General features: G+C 72.2%; 16 protein-coding genes and 1 riboswitch. Of the genes, 14 read left to right on the forward strand and 2 right to left on the reverse strand.

Annotation, left to right across the window (positions count from 1 at the left end; translation table 11 throughout):
- The first annotated feature begins 18 nt into the window (after positions 1-18).
- The 5 genes from gcvP (at position 19) to ACIBBF_RS08065 (ending at position 5,627) form a co-directional block, all read left to right on the forward strand.
- A complete protein-coding gene (gcvP, locus tag ACIBBF_RS08045) occupies positions 19-2,982 on the forward strand; it encodes an aminomethyl-transferring glycine dehydrogenase (RefSeq protein ID WP_397412273.1) in 2,964 nt (987 codons plus the stop codon).
- Positions 2,983-3,069: 87 nt separating this feature from the next.
- Positions 3,070-4,239, forward strand: coding sequence for a glycine cleavage system aminomethyltransferase GcvT (gene gcvT / locus ACIBBF_RS08050; protein WP_397412275.1), 1,170 nt, complete (start codon positions 3,070-3,072; stop codon positions 4,237-4,239).
- Between the two features lie 34 nt (positions 4,240-4,273).
- Positions 4,274-4,645: a glycine cleavage system protein GcvH gene (gene gcvH, locus ACIBBF_RS08055; RefSeq protein WP_397412277.1), complete on the forward strand. Its 372-nt coding sequence runs from the start codon at positions 4,274-4,276 to the stop codon at positions 4,643-4,645.
- Positions 4,646-4,832: 187 nt separating this feature from the next.
- Positions 4,833-5,057, forward strand: a complete 225-nt coding sequence (locus ACIBBF_RS08060) for a LuxR C-terminal-related transcriptional regulator (RefSeq protein ID WP_397412279.1) — start codon at positions 4,833-4,835, stop codon at positions 5,055-5,057.
- Positions 5,058-5,201: 144 nt separating this feature from the next.
- Complete coding sequence (locus ACIBBF_RS08065; protein ID WP_397412281.1) at positions 5,202-5,627, forward strand: (deoxy)nucleoside triphosphate pyrophosphohydrolase; 426 nt, start codon at positions 5,202-5,204, stop codon at positions 5,625-5,627.
- Positions 5,628-5,677: 50 nt separating this feature from the next.
- Here ACIBBF_RS08065 and ACIBBF_RS08070 read toward each other — a convergent pair whose 3' ends face one another.
- Positions 5,678-6,493, reverse strand: a complete 816-nt coding sequence (locus tag ACIBBF_RS08070; RefSeq protein WP_397412283.1) for a 2-phosphosulfolactate phosphatase — start codon at positions 6,491-6,493, stop codon at positions 5,678-5,680.
- A 215-nt stretch (positions 6,494-6,708) separates the two neighbouring features.
- Between ACIBBF_RS08070 and ACIBBF_RS08075 the strand changes: the two genes are divergently transcribed.
- The 9 genes from ACIBBF_RS08075 (at position 6,709) to ACIBBF_RS08115 (ending at position 17,888) form a co-directional block, all read left to right on the forward strand.
- The gene (locus tag ACIBBF_RS08075; RefSeq protein ID WP_397412285.1) at positions 6,709-10,251 is read left to right on the forward strand and encodes a phosphodiester glycosidase family protein; all 3,543 of its coding nucleotides are present in this window, start codon (positions 6,709-6,711) and stop codon (positions 10,249-10,251) included.
- Between the two features lie 10 nt (positions 10,252-10,261).
- Positions 10,262-10,480, forward strand: a complete 219-nt coding sequence (locus ACIBBF_RS08080; RefSeq protein ID WP_397412287.1) for a hypothetical protein — start codon at positions 10,262-10,264, stop codon at positions 10,478-10,480.
- 100 nt (positions 10,481-10,580) lie between these two features.
- Positions 10,581-11,429, forward strand: coding sequence for a hypothetical protein (locus tag ACIBBF_RS08085; protein WP_397412289.1), 849 nt, complete (start codon positions 10,581-10,583; stop codon positions 11,427-11,429).
- 205 nt (positions 11,430-11,634) lie between these two features.
- Positions 11,635-12,879: an extracellular solute-binding protein gene (locus ACIBBF_RS08090; protein WP_397412291.1), complete on the forward strand. Its 1,245-nt coding sequence runs from the start codon at positions 11,635-11,637 to the stop codon at positions 12,877-12,879.
- A 13-nt stretch (positions 12,880-12,892) separates the two neighbouring features.
- On the forward strand, positions 12,893-13,768 hold the full coding sequence (locus ACIBBF_RS08095; RefSeq protein WP_397412292.1) for a carbohydrate ABC transporter permease: 876 nt from the start codon (positions 12,893-12,895) through the stop codon (positions 13,766-13,768).
- Positions 13,768-14,688, forward strand: coding sequence for a carbohydrate ABC transporter permease (locus tag ACIBBF_RS08100; RefSeq protein ID WP_397412294.1), 921 nt, complete (start codon positions 13,768-13,770; stop codon positions 14,686-14,688). The genes ACIBBF_RS08095 and ACIBBF_RS08100 overlap by 1 nt, the downstream gene beginning before the upstream one ends.
- A gap of 92 nt (positions 14,689-14,780) precedes the next feature.
- Positions 14,781-14,886, forward strand: a riboswitch (SAM riboswitch).
- A gap of 4 nt (positions 14,887-14,890) precedes the next feature.
- Positions 14,891-15,835, forward strand: a complete 945-nt coding sequence (locus ACIBBF_RS08105) for a methylenetetrahydrofolate reductase (RefSeq protein ID WP_397412296.1) — start codon at positions 14,891-14,893, stop codon at positions 15,833-15,835.
- A 170-nt stretch (positions 15,836-16,005) separates the two neighbouring features.
- A complete protein-coding gene (locus tag ACIBBF_RS08110; protein ID WP_397412298.1) occupies positions 16,006-16,461 on the forward strand; it encodes an Hsp20/alpha crystallin family protein in 456 nt (151 codons plus the stop codon).
- 188 nt (positions 16,462-16,649) lie between these two features.
- Positions 16,650-17,888: an N-acetylmuramoyl-L-alanine amidase gene (locus ACIBBF_RS08115; RefSeq protein ID WP_397412300.1), complete on the forward strand. Its 1,239-nt coding sequence runs from the start codon at positions 16,650-16,652 to the stop codon at positions 17,886-17,888.
- Between the two features lie 74 nt (positions 17,889-17,962).
- On the opposite strand, the gene ACIBBF_RS08120 is transcribed toward ACIBBF_RS08115, so the two are convergent.
- A complete protein-coding gene (locus ACIBBF_RS08120; protein WP_397412302.1) occupies positions 17,963-18,604 on the reverse strand; it encodes a lysophospholipid acyltransferase family protein in 642 nt (213 codons plus the stop codon).
- Positions 18,605-18,721 lie beyond the last annotated feature (117 nt).

The following is an 18,721-nucleotide window of genomic DNA, read 5'->3' on the forward strand; positions in this document are numbered from 1 at the left end:
GTCGACGCGCTGCGTCCGATGACAGAGCGGGGAGGGACCGCAGTCGTCCCCACGCCCTCGGACAGCCAGGAGCCCGCCGTGAGCACGCCCCACAACCCCGACGTCTTCGCCGACCGGCACCTCGGCCCGCGCGGCCGTGAGGTCCGTACCATGCTGGACCAGCTCGGCATCGACACGATGGACACCCTCGTGGACCGGGCGGTCCCCAAGGCGATCCGCACCCAGGTGCCCCTGAACCTGCCGGCCGCCCGCACCGAGGCCGAGGTGCTCGCCCACCTCCGTGAGCTCGCGGGCCGGAACCAGGTCAAGACCCAGCTCATCGGTCAGGGCTTCTACGGCACGCACACGCCCGCCGTCATCCGGCGCAACGTGCTGGAGTCGCCCGCCTGGTACACGGCCTACACGCCCTACCAGCCCGAGATCAGCCAGGGCCGGCTCGAGGCGCTCCTCAACTTCCAGACCGCGGTCGAGGACCTCACGGGCCTCGAGATCGCCAACGCCTCCCTGCTCGACGAGGCCAGCGCCGTCGCCGAGGCCGTCGCGCTGATGTGGCGTGCCTCGCGCGCGAAGGAGGGCTACGTCGTCCTGGACGCCGACCTGTTCGGCCAGTCGCTCGCCGTCGCGCGCGGACGCGCCGAGGCGATCGGCCTCCCCGTCGTGGTCGCGGACCTCACGCACGGCCTGCGCGCAGGCCTCGACCAGGCCGTGGCGGACGGTGCGACGCTCCCCGCCGGCCAGCTCGTCGGCGTGGTGGTCCAGCAGGCGGGCGCGTCGGGCCGGGTGCTCGACGCGCGCGGCGTGGTCGCCGAGGCCAAGGAGGCCGGGGCGCTCGTCACCGTCGCGACCGACCTGCTCGCCCTGACGCTGCTGGTCAGCCCGGGGGAGCTTGGCGCCGACATCTCCGTGGGCTCCGCCCAGCGCTTCGGCGTCCCGCTGTTCTACGGCGGCCCGCACGCCGCCTACATGGCGGTGAAGAAGGGCCTGGAGCGGCAGCTCCCCGGCCGGCTGGTCGGCGTCTCGATCGACGTCGACGGTGCCGCCGGATACCGCCTCGCCCTGGCCACCCGCGAGCAGCACATCCGGCGGGAGAAGGCCACGAGCAACATCTGCACGGCCCAGGCCCTGCTCGCCATCGTGGCCAGCATGTACGCGGTCTACCACGGACCCGAGGGACTGCGGGCGATCGCCGAGCGCGTCCGGACCCGGGCCGTGACCCTGGCCGCCGCCCTGCGGACCGCCGGCGTCACCATCGAGCACGACACGTTCTTCGACACCGTGCGCGCCGTGGTCCCGGGCAAGGCCCAGGAGATCGCGCGGGCCGCCGCCGACGCGGGCTACAACCTCTTCGTGCCCGACGCCGACCACGTGCAGATCAGCACGGACGAGACCACGACGCCCGCGGACGTCGAGACCGTCGCGGCCACGATCCTGGACGTGCTGGGCCTGGCCCCGGCGCCCACCGTGGAGGCCGGCGGGACCCTGCCCGCGGAGCTGACCCGGACGACGGCGTACCTGACGCACCCGATCTTCCACAGCCACCGCTCCGAGACCAGCATGCTGCGCTACCTGCGCAAGCTCTCGGACAAGGACCTGGCGCTGGACCGCACGATGATCCCGCTGGGCTCCTGCACCATGAAGCTCAACGCGACCGCCGAGATGGAGGCCATCTCCTGGCCCGGCTTCGCGGACATCCACCCGTACGCCCCCGTCGACCAGACGCAGGGCTACACCGAGCTCGTCACCGCGCTGGAGGCGCAGCTCGCCGAGATCACCGGCTACGCCGCCGTCTCCGTGCAGCCGAACGCCGGCAGCCAGGGCGAGTTCGCCGGCCTGCTCGCGATCAAGGGGTACCACGCCTCCCGCGGCGAGGAGCACCGCGACATCGTGCTGATCCCGGCCTCCGCGCACGGCACCAACGCGGCGTCGGCGGCGCTCGCGGGCCTGCGCGTCGTGGTCGTGGCCACGGCCGACGACGGCGAGATCCTGCTCGACGACCTGCGCGCCAAGCTCGACCAGCACGGCGCCCAGGTCGCGGGGATCATGATCACCTACCCGTCCACGCACGGCGTGTACGAGGAGCACGTGCGCGAGGTCTGCGACCTGGTGCACGAGGCCGGCGGCCAGGTATACATCGACGGCGCCAACCTGAACGCGCTGGTGGGCCTGGCCCGGCCGGGAGAGTTCGGCGGCGACGTCTCGCACCTGAACCTGCACAAGACGTTCTGCATCCCGCACGGCGGCGGCGGCCCGGGCGTCGGCCCGGTCGCGGTGGCCGAGCACCTGGTGCCGTTCCTGCCGGGTGACCCGACGCCGGGCCTGGACGCCGGCTCCGGCTCCGGTGGCACCCCGGTGTCCGCCACGCGCTACGGCTCGGCCGGCATCCTGCCGATCTCGTACGCCTACGTGGCCCTGATGGGGCCGGACGGCCTGACCGAGGCGACCAAGGCCGCCGTCCTGACCGCCAACTACGTGGCGAGCCGCCTCGACCCGCACTTCCCCGTGCTCTACACGGGCCCCAACGGGCTGGTGGCCCACGAGTGCATCCTCGACCTGCGCAAGATCACCGCCGAGACCGGGGTGACCGCCGAGGACGTCTCCAAGCGGCTCATGGACTACGGCTTCCACGCGCCCACGCTCGCGTTCCCCGTGCCGGGCACGCTCATGGTGGAGCCCACCGAGTCGGAGGACCTGGCGGAGCTCGACCGGTTCATCGACGCGATGATCGCCATCCGCGGCGAGATCGACGCCGTCGGCGCGGGCACCTGGCCGCGCGACGACAACCCGCTGCACAACGCGCCGCACACGGCGGCGTCGGTCGTGGCGGACGAGTGGGACAAGCCGTACTCGCGCGAGCTGGCGGCGTTCCCCGTCGCGTCGCTGCGCGCGACCAAGTACTGGCCGCCGGTGCGTCGCATCGACGGCGCCAAGGGCGACCGCAACCTCGTGTGCGCCTGCCCGCCGGTCGAGGCCTTCGCCGAGTGACCTGCCAGACCAAGCCGGGGTTGCCGGACGCGCGGGTCACTCGGGTGGCCCGCGCGTCCGGCACGCCGCCGACGAGAGGATTGATCCATGGGTGAGGACCGCACGACCCCGCTCCACGACGAGCACGTGGCGCTCGGCGCCTCGATGACACCCTTCGGCGGCTGGCTCATGCCGCTGCGGTACACGTCCGACCTGGCCGAGCACCGCGCGGTCCGCGAGGCCGCCGGGTTGTTCGACCTGTCGCACATGGGCAACATCGAGGTGACCGGGCCCGGCGCCGCGGCGTTCCTCGACCATGCGCTCGTCGGCTGGATCTCCAAGGTGCGCCAGATGGGTGCGCGCTACTCGATGATCTGCGCCGAGGACGGCAGCGTGCTGGACGACCTGATCGTCTACCACAAGGCCCCCGGCGTGTACTCGGTCGTCGCGAACGCCGCCAACGCCGCGCTCGTCCTGGCCGCCTTCCGGGAGCGGACGGCCGGCTTCGACGTGACCCTCGACGACATCCAGCCCGGCCAGGCGCTCGTCGCCGTCCAGGGGCCGCGCGCCGCGGAGATCATGCGTGCCACCGCCGGTCTCGTGGAGGACGCCGAGATCTCCGGCGGCACCGCGTTCGCCGACCTCAAGTACTACGCCTGCATGGGCATGCGGTTCGAGGGCGAGCCGGTGCTCGTCGGCCGGACCGGGTACACGGGTGAGGACGGGTTCGAGATCTGGGTCCCCGCCGGGCACGCCGTCGCCCTCTGGCGTGCGCTGCGCACCGCCGGCGAGCCGTTCGGCCTGGTGCCGGCCGGTCTCTCGGCCCGCGACTCGCTGCGCCTGGAGGCCGGCATGCCGCTGTACGGTCACGAGCTCGACACCACGACCACGCCCTTCGAGGCAGGTCTGGGCCGTGTGGTGCGCCTCGACAAGGAGACGGAGGACGGTACGCCGATCCCCTTCGTCGGCCGGGACGCCCTGGCGGCGCGCAAGGGTTCGGCGCCCGCCCGCGTGCTCGTGGGGCTGCGCGGCGAGGGCCGGCGCCCCGCACGCGCGGAGTACGACGTGGTGCTGCGGGGCGAGGGCACCGAGCCGGGCACGCGCGTGGGCCGGGTCACCTCCGGTGCTCCGTCACCGACGCTCGGCTACCCGATCGCGCTGGCCTACGTGACGCCCGAGGTGTCGGCCGAGGGCACCGAGCTCGCGGTCGACGTGCGCGGGCGGGCCGAACCGTTCGTGGTCGTGCCCGTGCCGTTCTACCGTCGTCCCCAGAACTGAACCCCCTCCCTCCTCAGAACCGCAAGGAGCTGTCATGGCCGACTTCCCCGAGAACCTGAAGTACACCACCGAGCACGAATGGCTGGACGGGTCCACCCCTGCCGTCATCGGCGTGACCGACGTCGCGGCCGAGGCGCTCGGCGACGTCGTCTACCTGGAGCTGCCCGAGGTGGGCGCGACCGTCGAGGCCGGCTCCGTGGTGGGCGAGATCGAGTCCACCAAGTCCGTGTCCGAGCTGTACTCCCCGGTCAGCGGGACCGTCGTCGAGGTCAACACCGAGGCCGTGGACAACCCCGAGATCGTGAACGAGGACCCCTACGGCAAGGGCTGGCTCTTCAAGGTCGAGGTGACCGGGACGGGCGAGCTGCTCACCGCCGCCGAGTACGCCGCGCACACCGGGAACTGATCCCGGAGATCTCCCACCGCCCCCGGACCGCCACGGTGCGTGTCCGGGGGCGGTTTGGTCTCGGAACGGTAACGGTCAGATTTCTCTGTCAGAACCGCGTCATGAACCCCATGCAGAGCGCTTTACCTCTTAGCAGCATCCGTAGGCCGGAACCCCAGAACCGGCCGCTGTGTGGAGGAAAAAGATCATGAGCGCGATGACCCTAGACCACCGTGTGCCCAGTCTCACCCGCCGCGAGCGCGTAATCCTGGCGAACCTCAGCGAGGACGCCACGCTCGAGCAGATCGCTCGGCGCCTGTACGTCACCCGCAACACGGTGAAGACGCAGGTCCGCAGCGTCTACCGGAAGCTCGGCGTGTCGTCGCGCGCCGAGGCGATCGCGAAGGCTCACGAGTTCCAGCTCGCCGACTGAGCCGAGACGGAGCCGCCGGCTCAGGCGGACAGGACTTCGGCGACGGCGCCCTCCCCAGAGGCGCCGTCGCCGTGCTGTGTCCGGCCGGTCTCGTCCCCGCGGTGCGCCGCACGCCGGCCCGCCGTGGGTGGGAGACTGCTCGGCATGCAGGAGACCCTCATCGACGTGGTCGCCGCGGCGATCGTGGACGACCTCGACCGGCCCACCCGGTTGCTCGCCGCCCGTCGTTCGGCCCCGGCGGCACTCGCCGGCCGGTGGGAGCTGCCCGGCGGCAAGGTGGAGCCGGGTGAGGACCCGCTCGACGCGCTGCACCGTGAGCTCGGTGAGGAGCTCGGCGTGACGGTGTCCGTGGGCGCGGAGCTTCCGGCGTCCGACGGCGGCGCGTGGCCGATCACCGCCACCCACCGGATGCGGGTCTGGTTCGCGACTCCGGTGCGGGGTACGCCCGCGCCGCTCGAGGACCACGACGAGCTGCGCTGGCTCGGCGCCGGCGAGCTGGGCGACGTGCCCTGGCTGGACGGTGACGTCCAGATCATCGAGGCCCTGACCCGGCACCTGCCGGACGCCTAGCGCGCGTCAGGGCAGACCGGGGGTGACCAACCCGTCTGACACGTGCACGGTCAGCGGGCGTTCGCCGACACCCGGTTGCGGGCCGCGGCCGCCCGGTGCCCGAGCGGCACGAACGCACCGTCCATCAGCACCGGCACCACGTCCGTGGCGTCCAGGTCGGTGGCGATCGTGACGTCGTCGGCGAACCCGGAGTCGAGCAGCTCCCGGCCGCTCGCGGAACCACCCACGAAGTCGACCACGTCCTTGGTGCCCTTCCAGAGGGTCGCGGTCGCCGCGGTCTCGGGGGAGATGCTGATGCCGGGCAGCATCGACGTGAGGCGGGCCGCGATCGCCCCGACCGCGAGGTGGTCCTCCAGCGCGGGACGCAGCGTGTCGTCCGGCCACCGCTCACCCACGGGGACCAGCACGACGTCGTGCCGCTCGGACGCGTCCAGGTGCGCGGCCGCGAGTCCGGCCACGGCCTTCGCGTTGCGCAGGCTGCCCGCGACGATCAGGGCGCCCCGGTTGGCGATGGTGTGGCAGATCTGGGCCGCGCCCGGCGACGGGAGCACGAGGCGCTCGGCGTCGAGGTCCTGCAGCGAGGCGGGGGAGATGCTGATGCCCTCCTCCCACCGGGGTCCGGCGAGCGCGGCGCGCATGGTGCGAGCCAGCCGGGCCGCGCCGGCGGGATCGTGGTACGGGAACGGGTAGACCCCCGCGCCCTGTTCGCAGGCGACGGTGACCGTGGTCGAGAAGGAGAGCACGTCCACGACGACCACGAGCGACGAGCGCGCATCGGTGGCAGTGAGGGCGAGTGCGCCGGAGATGCCCCAGTCCGTGCGCACACGGGCAGGACGCTGGTCGAAGGCGGGGGACGTGTTTGCCACGAACGCATCGTAGTGTCACCCGGACTCGCCCCTGATTCGCGCTCAGCGAACAACGTTGCGGTTCGGGCGCTATTCACACTCCGGCCGCCGGGTCATAACCTCGCCGCGCCACGCTGCCGCAGGACGCTCCCCCGATGCCCCCAGAAGGAACGAGCATGCGACGAGTCATGCCTGCAGCGCCGTCGGCACTGCCGCGAAATCCCTTGACCAGCGCGTTGACCTGCACAGTTACTGCCGCACTCCTCCTCGGCCCCGCGGTGGGTGCCGCCGCGGCGCCGCTTCCCGGCCCCGAGGACGTGCCCCGGTCGAGCGCCGCGCTGGCCGCCCCGGCGCCGTTCGCGAGCACCCCGTGGCCGGGGGGCGGGCCCGTCGAGAATCCCCCGGAAGTCACCCACCTACCGCTCGACGACGAGGGCGACGCGATCGTCACCCGGCGCCAGGAGCAGCGCATCGCGCCCGGCCTGGAGCTCACCCGGTTCGCACGGATCAGTGCCGACGGCTGGCTGAGCGGTGAGGTGCTCGTGGCCGATCTCGCCGCGGACGCCGGGCAGCGCGGAAAGGTGCAGGTCGGCTACGTGGGGCCGGAGCACATCGCCGGCAACGCCACGGTGTCGCAGATGGCCGCCTCGCGCGGCGCCGTGGCCGCCATCAACGGCGACTACTTCGACATCAACAACTCGGGTGCCGCGCTCGGCGCCGCCGTCGACGACGGGACGCTGCTCAAGTCGGCCTCGCCGGGCCGCGAGCGGTCCGTGGCCATCGGGTCGGACGGCGTGGGGCGGCTCGCGCAGCTCTTCCTGGAGGGGTCGGTGCGCTGGGCCGGTGCCGAGGTGCCCGTGAACGGCCTGAACGTCACCGCCCTCCCCGCCGGTGGCGTGGCCGTGTACGACGCCGCGTGGGGCACCTTCACCCGGACCCGTCCGCTCGCGTCCGGCGAGCAGGGCGTCGAGGTGCAGGTGGGTCCGGATGGCACCGTGACCGCCGTCGGGCAGCCGGGCGCAGGACAGCTTCCCGACGGCACGCGTGCCGTCGTGGCCCGGCCCGGTGCGGCGGCCGACGCACTGGCCGGCCTGCGGGTCGGGGACCGGGTGGACGTGGCGTACGGCCTGCGCGAGGACGCGGGCGGCGTCGCCGTCGCGATCGGGGGCGGGACCGAGGACCCCCTGCTGGAGGACGGCGAGGTCACCTCGGCGACCGGCGACCACGTGGAGCTGCGGCACCCGCGGACCGCGATCGGCTTCGACGAGTCGGGCACCCGCGCCTACCTCGTCGTGATCGACGGCCGGCAGACCCACAGCACCGGCATCGACCTCTACGACCTGGGCGAGCTCATGGCCCAGCTCGGCGCCGACGACGCCATCAACCTCGACGGCGGCGGCTCGACCGAGATGGTCGCGCGGTTCCCCGGCGACACGGGCACCACCATCCTGAACAGCCCGTCGGACGGCTACGAGCGCGCCGACGCGAACGGCCTGGGCCTGTTCGTACCCGCCGGCTCCGGCCGCGTCGCGGCCTACGACGTGCGCACCACCGTCCCGGCCGCCGACGCCGGGCGCGTCTTCCCGGGCCTGCACCGCACCCTCACCGGCAAGGGGTACGACGACGTCATGGCGCCGGTCGCCACCGAGCCGTCGTCGTGGCGTGCCCGAGGGTCGGCGGCGTCGGTGCGCGACGGTGTCGTCACGGGACGTCGGCCCGGCACCGCGGTCGTGACCGCCGCGTCCCTGAGCCGCTGGGGCCTCGCCACCGGCAGCACGGAGATCGAGGTGCTCGGCGACCTGGTCCGGACCGGGGTGGACACCCCGGTGATCGGGCTGGAGAACGGCGACGCGACCGCACCCCTGGTGCTCACCGGGTACGACGCGCAGGGCTTCTCCGCGCCGGTCGAGGCCCGCGATGTCACGGTCACCGCGGTCGAGCCGGGTGAGCCCCGGATCGCCGGCGTGCGCGCGACCCGCGAGCCGGTGGCGGAGCTCGTCCCCGCCGCCGACGGCTCCTTCACCGTGCGGGCGCTCGCGGACGTGGGCGCCACGACCTTCGAGCTGTCGGTCCGCGGGCGTGACGGCGAGACCTTCACGACCGAGGTCGCGGTGACCGTGAGCCTGGAGGAGGACGTGGTCGCGGACTTCGCCGACGCGGCCGCCTGGACGTCGGCGCACGACCGCGCCCCGGGCGGTTCGGTTGCCCCCGCGGCCGGGTACGACGGCGCGGCCGGCCTGCGCCTGACCTACGACTTCACGCGGTCCACGGCCACGCGTGGTCAGTACGCCGTGCTGCCGGAGGCCGCGGCGGGCGGGCGTGAGCTGCCCGGCGCGCCGCGGGCCGTGACCCTGTGGGTGGACGGCGACGGGAACGGCGCCTGGCTGCGGCTCCAGGTGCGGCAGGGCGACGGCGTGGTGACGCAGCTCGACGGCCCTGAGGTCACCTGGACCGGCTGGCGGCAGGTCACCTTCCCCGTGCCCGAGGGCGTGGCCTTCCCGCTGCGGTTGCAGCGGGTGCGTGCCCTGGAGACCACCGCGGGCGAGCAGTACGCGGGCGCGCTGACGCTCTCGACGATCGCGGCCCAGGTGCCGCCCGCCGTGGACGCGCCCGAGGTGCCGCGCGTCGAGGACCCGGTCGTCGTGGCCGACGGCGCGACCGACGACGCGCCGCTGCGGGTGGCGGTCATGTCGGACGCCCAGTTTGTCGCGCGCGACCCGGGATCGGGTGCGGTGGCGGGGGCGCGGGCCGCGCTGTCCGAGATCGTCGCGGCCGAACCTGACCTCCTGGTCATCAACGGCGACCTGGTGGACGAGGCCTCGCCCGAGGACTTCGACCTCGCCCGGCGCGTGCTCACCGAGGAGCTCGCGGATGCGGACTTCCCCTGGTACTACCTGCCCGGCAACCACGAGGTGATGGGCGGCTCGATCGCCAACTTCGAGGCGGAGTTCGGCGAGCGGACCCGTGTGCTCGACGTGCCCGCGCCCGGCCGGCGCGGCGGCACGACGCGGCTCGTCATGCTCGACTCGTCCTCGGGGCGGCTGGGCACCGACTTCGCGCAGGTCCGGATGCTGCGCGAGGCCCTCGACGACGCCGCGGCCGACCGTGCCGTCACCGGGGTGCTGGTGTTCGCCCACCACCCGCTCGACGACCCGCTGCCCACGAAGGCGAGCCGGCTCACCGACCGGCTGGAGGCGGACACGCTGCGCGGCTGGTTCGAGGACTTCGAGGCGACGTCCGGCAAGTCGATCGCCTCGGTGGGCTCCCACGTGGGCGTGTTCCACGCGAGCACCGAGGACGGCGTGCAGTACCTGGTGAACGGCAACTCGGGCAAGAGCCCGGCCAGTACGCCGGCCGACGGTGGCTTCACCGGGTGGTCGATGCTGGGCGTCCGCCCGGCGCAGGGCACGGCGTCCGGCTCCCGGGATCCGTGGCTGGAGTGGGAGGTCAGCACACGGGCCGAGAACGTCACCGTCACCGGACCGCGGTCGCTCGGGGTCGGTGAGTCGGGGGCGGTCGGCGCCGTCGTGCTGCAGGACGGGACGCGCGAGGTGCCGGTCGCATGGCCGGTCTCCGCGACCTGGGGCGGCGAGGGTGTGTGCGTCACGGACGAGCGGGGCCGGGCCGCGCTGCGGGAGTGCCCGCGCGGTGCGGTGCTCGCCCTCGACCCCGCCACCCACGAGGTGACGGCGCTGCGCTCCGGCGAGGCCACCGTGCGGGTCACGGTCAACGGGCGCGCGGGCGGGCTGGCCGTCACCGTCCCGCGGGCCGGACGGTAGATTTGCCCTCATGAGCAACTTCGAGGTGGCCCGCAGGCAGAAGCAGGAGCCCACGGCGACGCTGGTGGTGCGGTTCGTGGCGTGCTTCGCCCTGTTCCTGGGTGGGTTCGCGCTGATGGCCGTCGGTTCGATCGGTGACTCGGCGTCGTCGCCGTATCTGTTCGTGGGCGGCATCCTGGCCGTCGGGCTGTCGTTCGGTCTGCCGATGATCGGCGCCACGGAGCGCTGAGCCTCAACGTTCCGGTTCTCCCGTCCGTACCGGGGGGTGAGGCCTGACGGCGAGTGATTGCTCGCCGGGACAGGCTCCCTCGACGGACGGGAGAACCGAGATGTCTCAGTACCACCCCACCACGTGGCGCCAGGGCCTGACGGCGTTGGTCGCCGCGGTCGTGCTGCTCGTCACGGCCCTCGTGGTCACCCCTGCCGCCCAGGCGGCGCTGCCGCTCGTCGATGCGAGCGAACGCGACGGCACGGTCGTCACGACCCGGATGGCTGCCGCCGGAGCAACGATCACCGGCAACGCGGCCACCGACAGGATCGAGCCCGTCACGTTCTGGTACGAGCTCGACCTGCGCTGGACCGGCGGCGAGCTGCGGTCGTTCGACGGCGAGGTGACGCTCCAGGGCGTCGGCGCCACGCACGTGCGCCGCTATCCGGTCACCCTCGACGCCGACGGTGACCGGTTCGCGAAGGTTCGTCTGCCCAACCGCATCACCCCCGGCTTCTACGCCGTCGGCGTCGAGTACACGGCGGCCGTCGAGCGGCCCGACGGGACGCTCGTGCTGCACCACGTCGAGGTCGACCGGGCGAAGAAGATCTCGGTGCGTCGCGACGTGCGCTTCCGGGGTGAGATCACCGACCCCAGGGCCATCGACGGGCGGCCCTCCCGGATCACCGGGCAGTTCCAGTGGCTGCGCATCAGCGCCGACGGCGACGTCTCCTGGAGCCCGGTGCGGAACACCACGGTGCGGCTCCAGCACGACCCGGACGGCGTCTTCGAGGATGAGCGCGAGCTGGTGTTCGTGCGCACGCTCACCGCAGGTCCGGGCGGGAACATCTCGACGGTGGTGCCGGCTCGGGAGGGGGCCTGGCAGCTGCGGTACGCGGGCAACGACTGGACGGTCCCGCGGTACGGCGTGGTCCTCCAGGGCCGCAGCGGTGGAGGGTGCGGCTGCTGACCGGACCGGCGCCGTCGTCGTCGGGCGGGCGTCGTCGAAGGGGCCGCAGCCGCGTGCTGCGGCCCTTTTCGCTGCCCGCGGTGCGCCCCGCGACGGCTTGATGACCGGCGTGTCACCCGGAGGTCACAGGTTTGTTAGAACCATTGACAGATTACGCGGCCTAGTGAAAACGTGACCTGCACCACCACGAAGGAGAGGGAAGGTCATGGCCCAGTACAAGAGGCTCGGCGGGATCATGGCGATCACGCTGGCCACGGCAACAGGACTCACAGCCTGTGGATTCGGCGGGTCGTCCGGGGAGGAGAGCGGCGGTGCAACGACGCTCGACCTGCTCGTCCCCAGCTACTCCGACGCCACCCAGGGCCTCTGGAACGACGTGATCGCCGGGTTCGAGGAAGAGAACCCGGACATCAAGGTCAACCTCCAGGTGGAGTCCTGGGACAACCTCGAGTCCGTCATCGCCACCAAGATCCAGGGCGGCGACGCACCCGACATCTACAACGGCGGCCCCTTCGCGGGCTTCGCCGAGGACGAGCTGCTGTACCCGGTCGAGGAGGTCACCTCCGAGGAGACCTACGCCGACTTCCAGCCCACGTTCCTCGAGAACGCACAGGTCGGCGGCACCACGTACGGTCTGCCGTTCATCGCGTCGGCCCGTGCGCTCTTCGTCAACGACGCGCTCCTGGAGGAGGCCGGCGCCGAGGTGCCGACCACCTGGGACGAGCTGCTCGAGTCGGCCAAGAAGGTCTCCGAGCTCGGGGGCGGTGTGGCCGGCTACGGCATGCCGCTCGGTTCCGAGGAGGCCCAGGCCGAGGCGGCCGTCTGGCTGTGGGGCGGCGGCGGCTCGTTCGGCGACGCCGAGCAGATCACGATCGACACGCCCGAGAACCTCCCGGGCGCCGAGTTCGTCAAGACGATGATCGACGAGGGCGCCACGCAGGCCGACGCCGGTGCGACCGACCGCAGCCCGCTGTTCGACATCTTCGTGCAGGGCAAGATCGGCATGCAGGTGGGCCTGCCGCCGAGCGTCGGGCAGATCGAGTCCGACAACCCGGACCTGGAGTACTCGATCCACCCCATCCCGACCGAGGACGGCTCGCCGTTCACGCTGGGCGTGGCGGACCACCTCATGGCGTTCCAGAACGACGGCGACAAGCAGGAGGCCATCACCGCCTTCTTCGACTACTTCTACACCGCCGACGTCTACGTGCCGTGGGTCCAGGCCGAGGGATTCCTGCCCACCACGGTGTCCGGCTCGGAGGAGCTCGCCGACGAGGAGGCGCTCGCGCCGTTCCTCGAGGTGCTGCCCGACGCGCAGTTCTACCCGACCACCAACCCCGACTGGAACGCCGCGGACTCCGCGTTCAAGGCGCTCTTCGGCCAGCTCGACAGCACCAAGTCCGCCAAGGACGTCCTGGCCGAGATCCAGGCGCAGGTCGACGCGGGCTGATCGGAAGATTGTCGTGAAGGACCTCGTGAAGGCCCTGCCGTGGATCGGGCCCGCGGTCGCACTCATCGCGGCCGTGGTCCTGTTCCCGGTGGGCCTGATGTTCTGGAACTCGACCCGTGACATCAGCCAGAGCGGTGTCGACGGCGGCGGAGTGGGCCTCGGCAACTTCGCGACCGTGGTCGGCTTCCAGTACTTCTGGCCGATCCTCGGGCGCACCGTCGTGTGGGTGGTGGTGGTCGTCGCGTTCACCCTGCTCGGGTCGCTGGCGATCGCGGCCCTGCTGAACAAGGCGTTCCCGGGCCGCCGGCTGGTGCGCATGGCCGTCATCGTGCCGTGGGCCTCCAGCGTGGTCATGACCACGCTGGTGGTGCACTACGGGCTCGAGCCGTACTTCGGCATCATCAACTCGTTCCTCGTGGACGTGGGGCTGATCAGCACGCCGGAGGGCTACGGCTGGACCCGGCACCCGGGCACGGCCTTCGCGTGGGCCATGGCGGTGGCGGTGTTCGTGTCGCTGCCGTTCACGACGTACACGATCCTGGCCGGCCTGCAGACGGTGCCCGGCGAGACCGTCGAGGCCGCGCGGATCGACGGCGCCGGCGGGCTGCGCACCTACTTCAGCGTGGTGCTGCCGCAGCTGCGGGGTGCCATCTCGGTGGCGGTGCTGATCAACATCATCAACGTGTTCAACTCGCTGCCCATCCTGCGCGTCATGACCGGGTCCATCCCCGGGTACGACGCCGACACCGTGATGACCATGATCTTCAAGTACATGCAGAACCAGCGGCAGATCGACCTGGCGAGCGCGCTGTCCGTCATCGCGTTCCTCGTGGTCATCGGCATCGTGGCCGTCTACGTGCGGGTCGTGCGCCCGCTGGAGGAGGTCTGATGGCGGCGCTCACGGAGACGGCCACGACACGGCGTGCGGCCACCCCGCCGCCGTCCGGAGGGCGGCGGGTGCGCAAGTACACGGCCGACCAGGTGCCGCTCGGGTCGTTGCTGCTGCGGATGCTGGCCGGGCTCGTGGTGCTGACGGTGTTCCTGCTGCCGTACCTCATCATGTTCTTCGGCTCGGTGAAGACCAAGGCGGAGATCCGGTCGGTCGACCCGACCTACTTCCCCACGGAGTGGCACTGGGAGAACTACGCCACGATGTGGTCGACGCCCGAGACGCCGCTGCTGCAGAACCTGATCTCCACCCTGGTGATCTCGTTGTGCGCCACGCTGCTGGTGCTCGCGGTGGCACTGCCCGCCTCCTACTACACGGCGCGGTTCCGCTTCCCCGGGCGCCTCGTGTTCCTGTTCCTCGTGATCGTGACCCAGATGGTGCAGCCCGCCGTGCTGACGTCGGGCCTGTTCCGGCAGTTCATCACGTGGGGGATCCTCGACACCTGGGCCGCCATGATCCTGGTGAACGCGGCGTTCAACCTGTCGTTCGCCGTCTGGATCATGCACAGCTTCTTCGCGGGCATCCCGAAGGAGGTGGACGAGGCGGCGCAGCTCGACGGCGCGGGCACCTTCGCCGTGCTGACCAGGATCAACCTGCCGCTCGTCTGGCCGGGGATCGTGACGGCCGTGGTGTTCACGTTCGTCGCGTCCTGGAACGAGTTCGCGGCCTCGCTCGTGCTGCTCACCACGGCGGGCAACCAGCCGCTGTCCGTGGCGCTGACCAAGTTCGTGGGCCAGTACGAGACGTCGTGGCACTACGTGTTCGGCGTCTCCGTCGTGGCGATCGTGCCCGTGGTGATCCTGTTCATGATCATCGAGAAGCGCCTGGTGGGCGGCCTGGTGGCCGGTTCCGTGAAGTAGCGGACGGCCCGGTCCACGGGGGTGGACCGGGCCGTCTCGCCCGTCGGACGAATTCTGTCCCATTGCTGGACGACCGCTTAGCATGGTGGCGAACCCCATCCAGAGCGGTCGAGAGTCCTGGCTCCCTGACACCGCAGCAACCTGCCGACCCGCCGCGGTGCGAGGGAGGCAAGGTGCTCACGCCAGGTTCGATGGAGCAGCCATGGTCGCCGAGGTACCCACGCACCGCCCCACCGTCTCGTTCGAGCTGATGCCGCCGCGCCGGCCGGAGGCGGCCCCCAACTTCTGGGAGACGGCCGAGCGACTGGTGGGCGCGCGGCCGGACTTCGTGTCCGTCACGTACGGTGCGGGCGGGGGCGACCGGGCGACGTCGCGCGAGGTGCTCGCCACGCTGCTGCGGGGTACGCCTGTGCTGCCGGTGGCCCACCTGACCTGCGTGGGCGCGTCCCGGGAGGACGTCTCCGAGGTGATCGAGGAGTTCCTCGAGGCCGGGGTCCGCTCGTTCCTGGCCCTGCGCGGCGACCCGCCGCGCGACGAGCCCGACTGGGTGCCGCCGTCAGACGGCGTGCGGTCCAGCGTCGACCTGGTCCGGCTGCTGCGCCAGGTCGACGAGCGCCGCTGCGCCGCGGACGCCAGCGCCGCGCTGCGCTCGGCCGCCCGCCCGCTGGCGATCGCCGTGGCGACGTTCCCGGACGGCAACCCGGGTGCGGGCACCACGCGCGAGCAGGAGGTGCGGCGGCTCCTGGAGAAGCAGGAAGCGGGGGCGAGCTTCGCGATCACCCAGTTCTTCTACCGCGCCGACTCCTACACCGGGTTCGTCGACGCGGCCCGCGCGGCCGGCGTCACCATCCCGATCCTGGCCGGTCTGCTGCCCACCACGGAGGCGCGCCGGCTGCGCCGCGTCGAGGAGCTCACGGGCGTGGCCGCGCCGTCGGGCCTGCTGCGGGACCTCGACCGGCTCACGGCACCGGACGGCGCCGTCGATGCCGAGGCCCAGCACGAGCACGGCGTGCGCTACTCGGCGGCGCTCGCGCGCGAGGTGCTCGACGCCGGGGCGCCGGGCCTGCACGTGTACACCTTCAACAAGCACCGCCCGGCCCTGGACCTCCTGGACCGCGTCGGGCTGACGGGCCGCGCCGCCGCCTGAGGGTGCCGTGCGGCCCGCCGTTCCGGTCGCCGCGACACGACCGGACAGGGCTTGGCACTCTCGGGGTGAGAGTGCCAGAATTGGGCTGTAGCCAGGCGGCGGTCCAGGCCGTCGCCGATCGCGCGGCCCTGGAAGGGCCAGGGCCGCATCGTCGTAGGAGGTGGTGCGCGATGGCTACCTACTGGGACCCGTTCCAGGAGATGGACCGGCTGTTCAGCTCGTTCGCGAGCAACGCCCGACAGTCCGGCGCCATGCCGATGGACCTCTTCCGCACGGGTGACCACTACGTCCTGTCGATGGACCTGCCCGGCGTGGACCCCGGCACCATCGACGTCTCGGTCGAGGACCGCACCCTCACCGTGCGGGCCGAACGCACCCAGCGGTCCGACACCGACGCGCAGTGGCTGGTGCGCGAGCGGTCCACGGGCACGTTCGCCCGGCAGCTCACGGTCGGCCGCGGCCTCGCGCTCGACAGGATCTCGGCCTCGTACGCCGACGGCGTGCTCTCGCTGACGATCCCGGTGAGCGAGGACGCGAAGCCGCGCAAGATCGAGGTGGCGCACGCGGCGGGCTCGACGCCCATCGGCCAGGGCTCGTCCGAGAGCCACCAGACGATCGAGTCCTGAGAGCCCCGGCCCGGGCGCCGGGACCGCCGGTCCTCCTCCACACCGGCGTGCTCCCGGCACCCGGGTCGGCGCACGGTCTATAGCGTGCGCTGATGTACCGGATGTGATGTATCGGGGAGCTGTGCGGTCGGCCGATACTACGGATGAAATCGGCACGTTCCAGCGCGACCGACCCGTGGAGGCAACCCGTGCACGACCACGTCCCCAGCTCCACCGATCACCATGACCACGACCACGCCGCACTCGACCGGCGTGACCTGCTGCGCGGCGCCGTCGTGCTCGGCATCGGCGCCGCGGGCGCGACCGTGGCCGCAGCCGCCCCGGCTGCCGCGGTGCCCCTGTCCGGCGGGGCGGCGCCCCTGTCCGGCGGGGCGGCGGCCGTCCGGTCCGGCGACGCCCCGCCGTCCCTGGCGCCCGACCCCGACGCCCCGGCCGACGCGCCCGCAGGAGCACTGGCGGGTGTCGAGGTCGCCGCGCCGACCATCGCGAGCTGCGCCACCTGGGGCGCGGCGGCGGCCCGGGGCACCATCGACACCGTCTCGACCAACCCGAACAAGATCCTGATCCACCACACGGCGTCGGCCAACGTCACCGACTACTCGCAGGCCGCCGGGTACCAGATCGCGCGGGACATCCAGCAGTGGCACTTCGCCAACGGCTGGGTGGACACCGGGCAGCACCTCACGGTGAGCCGCGGCGGGTACGTGATGGAGGGCCGGCACGGCTCGCTGTCCCGGCTGCAGAACGGCAGCGGCATGGTGGTGGGTGCGCACGCCCCCGGCCAGAACAGTCAGGCGATCGGCATCGAGAACCAGGGCACCTACACCAGCGCGACGCCGCCCGCGCAGCTCTGGAGCCGGCTGGTGGAGCTGTGCGCGTACATCTGCGACCAGTACGGGATCGCGCCCACCCAGATCTACGGGCACCGGGACTACACGGCCACGGCCTGCCCGGGGGACGTCCTCTACTCGATGCTGCCGCAGCTCCGTTCCGAGGTGGCCGCGGCGCTGTCCGGCACGAGCTGGTCCGTGATCGTCGACAACACGTCCGCGGGCTTCTCCGCGGGCTCCTCGTGGCTCTCGTCCTCGTTCTCGGGCGAGCGGTACGGCGCCGACTACCGCTATGCGACGCCGGCCGAGGTGAGCGACCTCGCGACGTTCTCGGCGACCATCCCGTCGAACGGCTCCTACCGGGTCGAGGCCTGGTTCCCCGGTATCGCCGGGTACAACACGTCGACGCCGTTCATCGTCTACACCGGCACCGGGTCCTCGACCGTCCGCGTGGACCAGTCCACGGGCGGCGGCGCCTGGCTCTCGCTCGGCACCTACGCGATGACGGCGGGCACCCGCACGGTCGTCGCCGTCAGCCGCTGGACCCAGGGCACGGCATACGTGGTCGCGGACGCGATCCGGATCACCCGCCTCTGACCCCCGCACGTGTCAGGCCCGCGGGTCACCCGGGTGACCCGCGGGCCTGACACGTTCGGGAGCCACGTGGCAGCTCAGTCCGCGCGCTCCTGGCCGCTCATCGCCTGGATCGACTGCATGACCTGTTCCGTCAGCTCGCGCCGGGCCTGTGCGGGCTTGGTGCCGGCCGCGATCTGGCGGGACGGGTCGATCGGCGGCCCGAAGTGCACCTCGACGCGCGCCAGGCGCGGCATCTTGCCGATGGGCTTGACCTTGTCGGTGCCCAGGAGCGCCACGGGGACGACGGGCGCCTTGCCGGTCAGGGCCAGCCAGGCGACGCCCGTGTGCCCCTTGTGCAGCTTGCCGTCACGGGAGCGCGTGCCCTCGGGGTAGATGCCGAAGGCGCCGCCACGCTGGAGCACGGCCAGCGCGTCCTCGAGCGAACGCTGCCCGGCGCGCGGGTCGTCGCGCTGGACGGGGATGTCGCCCATCTTGGTGAAGAACCAGCGGGAGAACCGGCCCTTGATGCCCTTGCCGGTCCAGTACTCGGCCTTGGCCAGGAAGGCCACGTGGCGCGGCGCCATGATCGGGATCAGCAGCGAGTCGATGAACGACAGGTGGTTGCTCGCGAGGATCACGGCGCCCTGCTTCGGGATGTTGTGCAGGCCGGTGACGCGCGGGCGCAGAAGCACGAGCACGAGCAGCGAGAGGATCAGCTTGAGGAACCGGTACGTCACCGGCCTATTGTGCACCTCTCAAGCGCCTCTGTGGACGAGGTGATATGTGGTGAAAAAGACTAAAGAGAACTGCAAGGTGCCGTGTCAGACATGCAGGTCACCCGGCTGACCTGCATG

Source organism: Promicromonospora sp. NPDC050880 (assembly GCF_044456525.1).
In the GTDB taxonomy this organism is placed as follows: Bacteria; Actinomycetota; Actinomycetes; order Actinomycetales; family Cellulomonadaceae; genus Promicromonospora.